This is a genomic window from Streptomyces sp. URMC 129, from assembly GCF_051386415.1.
Classification (GTDB): Bacteria; Actinomycetota; Actinomycetes; order Streptomycetales; family Streptomycetaceae; genus Streptomyces.
In genome coordinates this window covers 1-4083 of the sequence record NZ_JBPQTQ010000230.1, presented here as the reverse complement: position 1 = coordinate 4083, position 4083 = coordinate 1, and the positions used below count along the sequence as shown (strand labels likewise).

General features: G+C 77.4%; 3 protein-coding genes. All 3 read right to left on the bottom strand.

Annotation, left to right across the window (positions count from 1 at the left end):
- Positions 1-2: 2 nt before the first annotated feature.
- Entirely contained in the window at positions 3-968 is a 966-nt protein-coding gene (locus ACSNOC_RS27170; RefSeq protein WP_436750230.1) for a phosphotriesterase family protein, read from the bottom strand.
- Positions 969-1024: 56 nt separating this feature from the next.
- Positions 1025-2854, bottom strand: a complete 1830-nt coding sequence (gene nhaA, locus ACSNOC_RS27165; protein WP_436750231.1) for a Na+/H+ antiporter NhaA — start codon at positions 2852-2854, stop codon at positions 1025-1027.
- Positions 2855-2953: 99 nt separating this feature from the next.
- A partial coding sequence (locus tag ACSNOC_RS27160) for an SDR family oxidoreductase (protein ID WP_436750229.1) occupies positions 2954-4083 on the bottom strand: 1130 nt, incomplete at its 5' end.

The window sequence follows — 4083 nt, the reverse complement described above, 5'->3', positions numbered from 1 at the left end:
GGTCAGCGCGCGGGCCCCGGCGGGGCGGGGGCGGGCCAGGGGGACGCGAAGGCGCGGGCGGGGTTGTCCGTGAAGACGGCGGTGACGACGTCCTCGCCCAGCTCGGCCGCCAGCCCCGGGCGCAGCGTGCTCAGCAGGTACGGCATGCCGGGGCCCTCGCCGGTGGCGGCGCGGGCCGCGGCCGTGGTCGTGTCGGCGCCCAGGAGGAGCCGGTCGGCGTGGCCCGCGTCCGTCAGGGCGGCCAGCAGGTCGGGCAGGCGCCAGTCCGTGGCGTGGTGGGCGCGGGACGGTCCGTCGAAGGCGAGGAACGCGCCGGCGCGGGCCGCGCGCAGGTGGGCGCGGACATCGGGTGACCGGCCCAGGTGGCCGAGGACGACGCGGGCCGGTGGCACGCCCAGGCCGCCGCAGAGCAGCTCCAGCACCTCGTCGGCGCCGGTGCCCAGTTCGAGGTGGACGGCGATCGGCGCGCCGGTCGCGCGGTGCGCCTCGGCGGCGGCCGTCATGACGTGCCGGGCGTGGGCGTCGAGCCCGTGGAAGCCGCCCGCGACCTTGATCAGGCCGGCGCGGACCGGTGCCGTCGTCAGGTCCGCGACGAACACCTCCGCGAGCCGGTCCCACAGCGGCTCCAGCGCGCCCGGCGCGTAGTGCGCGGCCTGGTGCAGCCCAGTCGCGGCGACCAGCCGGACCCCGGTGGCGCGGGACAGCGCCGCCAGGTCGGCGCGGCGCCGCCCCATGCCGCGCGGCGTCCACTGCACGACCGACCCGCCGCCCAGCTCGCGGAACGCGCGCAGCTCGGCCGCAGCGGCCCCGGGGTCGTCCAGCTCCTGGCCGGGCAGCCTGGGCGTGCGCAGGAAGAGGTGGTCGTGGGCGTCGCAGACGCCCAGCTCCCCCGGTGGCACGTCGCCCAGGACGGTACGGACGGCGGCGGGCGCCGCGGTCCGGCCGGTGGTTGCGGGGTGTGATCGCACGCCTGGCACCGTAGCGCCGGGCGGCGGTTCCCCGCGCCCCGGTTTCCGCCGGCCGGTCAGGGGCGCAGCGCGGCGCGCTCGCGGGCGGCGCGCACGGCGGCGGTGAGGCTGTCGATGTCGTACGCGCCGTGGTGGCGCCGCCCGTTGACGAAGAACGTCGGCGTGCCCGACACGCCGCTCAGGTCGGCGGACTCCAGGTGCGCGTCGACCCGTCCGGCGCCGGAGCGCTCCCGCAGCGCCCGGTGGAAGCGGTCGGTGTCCAGGCCGAGGCCGGCCGCATGGCGCAGCAGGTCGGCGGCGCGCAGGTCGTCCTGGTGGTCGAGCAGCACGTCGTGCATCTCCCAGAAGCGGCCCTGCTCGGCCGCCGCCTCCGCGGCCTCGGCGGCGAGCCGGGCGTTGGGGTGGACATCGGTGAGCGGCAGGTGGCGCCACACGTAGCGGACGTCCCCGGCGCCGGCGAGCAGCTCCCGCACCACGGGCTCGGCCCGCCCGCAGTAGGGGCATTCGAAGTCGCCGTACTCCACCACGGTCACCGGCGCGTCGCGGGGGCCGCGCACGTGGTCGCGGTCGGGGTCGACGGGGACGGCCAGGTCCACCAGGCTCTCGGCCGTGCCGAACAGGGCCCGGGAGCGCGCCCGTTCGGGCAGCAGCCCGATGACCGCCGTGACTGCCCAGGTGGCGGCGAAGGAGCAGATCATCGCGGTGAGGATGCCGATCTTCGCCTCCGTGAGCCGGTCGCCGTCGAACGCGAGGGTGGCGATCAGCAGGGAGACCGTGAAGCCGACGCCCGCGAGGGTGCCGGCGGCGAGGGTGGCGCCCCAGCCGACCGGCGGGCGGACCCGGCCGCCGCTGAGCCGGGTGGTCAGCCAGGCGGCGCCCGCGATGCCGAGCGGCTTGCCCACCAGGAAGCCGAAGAGGATGCCGAGGGTGACCGGCGAGCCGAACGCCCGGGCCAGCTCGCCGCCGGTGACGGTGATGCCCGCGTTGGCGAGGGCGAACAGCGGGACGACGCCGTAGCTGGTCCAGGGGTGGTACAGCCGCTGGAGCCGGGCGTTCGGGGAGATGGCGGTGGCCAGCCCGAGCCGCAGCGACCGTTCCAGCTCGGGCGTCGGCTGCTCGCGGAACAGCCGGAACAGGCCGCTGGCCCGCTCCAGGTCACCGCGCGCGGCCGGGTAGTCGTAGGTCAGCAGGCCCATGGCGAGGCCGATGACGACCGGGTCGACGCCCGATTCCAGCAGCGCCACCCAGGCCGCCACGGCGAGCGCCGCGTACGCCGGGCCCCGGCGGACGCGTGCGGCGCGCAGCAGCAGGACCGCGCCGAACACGCCGGCGGCGGCCAGGAGCGGGCGCGGCTCGATCGAGCCGCTGTAGGCGAGCGCGATGACGCCGAGCGCGATGAAGTCGTCCACGACGGCGATGGTGAGGATGAGGACCCGCAGGCCGCCGGGCAGGCGGCGCCCGAACACGGCGAGCATGCCGAGCGCGATGGCGGTGTCGGTGGACATGGCGGCGCCCCAGCCGCGCGCCGCGCCGTCATCGGCGTTGAGGGCGAGGTAGATCGCCACCGGCACCAGCATGCCGCTCACCCCGGCCAGCAGCGGCAGGGCGACCCGGCGGCGCTCGCGCAGGTCCCCGGTGTCGAACTCGCGGCGCGCCTCCAGGCCGACGACGAAGAAGAAGAACGCCATCAGGCCGCTGTTCACCCATGCGCGCAGCTCCAGCGAGACGCCCTCGGAGCCGAGCCGCACCGACAGGTGGGTGCGCCAGAACGACTCGTAGCCGCCGGGCGCGGCGTTCGCCCAGACCAGCGCGGCGAGGGCGGCGGCCAGCAGGACGGCGGCGCTGCCGGTCTCGGTGCGCAGGAAGTCGCGCAGCGGGGTGCGCATCCCGTCGCCGCACGAGGTCCGGCCAGTGGGCCGGGGGGCGGGCGCGGACGTGGTCACCCGGCCATTCTCACGCCGGGCGGCCCGGCCCGCCGCTCGTCGCTACGGCAGCCCGTGCCGGAGGCTGGCCACGACGTAGTCGTAGCCGACGGCCAGGTGCGGCGGGCAGGCCAGGCCGAGGCGGGCCAGGCCGGTGTCGTCGTAACGGCGCTCGACGTCGAGCCAGCACAGGTACATCCCGAAGGCCCGGTGCAGGGCCTGCTCGGCGGCGGTGGCGGGGCGGCCCGGGGTCAGGCGGATCGTGACCCCGCAGTGCTCGCCCAGCGCCTCCAGCACGGTGCGGATCGGCGTGTTCCGGGTGTTGACGACGTGGTAGGTGCGCAGTCCGTCCGGGCGTCCGCCGCGCCGGACGGCCTCGGCCATGGCGTAGGCGGCGTGCTCGACCGGCAGCAGGTTGGTGGAGCCGGCGCGGGCGCCGCAGCGCAGCGTGATGCCGTCGCCGGACCGCAGCGCGCCGGGCAGCGACCGCAGGGCCGCCCGGCAGGCCCGCGCCGCCATCTGGAGGGGGTGCGGGGGCGCGCCCGGGTAGGCGCGGCGCCGGGTCAGCAGGCCGCTGGGCCGGAACACGACGGCCGGGCGCCGATGGGTGCGGACCCATTCCCGCACCAGCCGCTCGGCCTGGAACTTCGACCGCTCGTAGGCGCTCTGGAAGCCGTGCGCGTCGTCGAGCTCGTGCTCGTGGACGGTGCCGGTGCGGCGGGCCCCGGCGACGGCGACGGTGCTGACGTGGCACAGCAGCGGGGCCCGTTCGCCGGCCGCCGCGAGCTGGAGGATGTGGCGGGTGCCGTCCACGTTGACCGCGTGCGCGGCGTTGGCCGGCGCGGCGAACGAGGTGTCGGCCGCGCAGTGCCACAGCGTCTCGACGCGGTCGGCGAGGCGGCGGAACGCGTCGTCGCCCAGCCCGAGGCCGGGCCGCGCGAGGTCGATCGCGACCTCCTCGATCCGCGCGGGCAGGTGTCGCAGCGCGGAGCGGGGGGTGCCGGTGCTCTCCAGGAAGCGCGCGATCCGCTCGGTGGCGGACCGGGCGCCGGGGCGGGTGAGGAGCAGCAGGGAGGAGTGCCGGCGCAGGAGCTGGTCGGTCAGGCGGAGCCCGAGGAAGCCGGTGGCTCCGGTGATGGCGACCGAGGCCGGGGGGAGGGTCATGGCGGCGGGTGCGGTCAGCCGACGGGGGC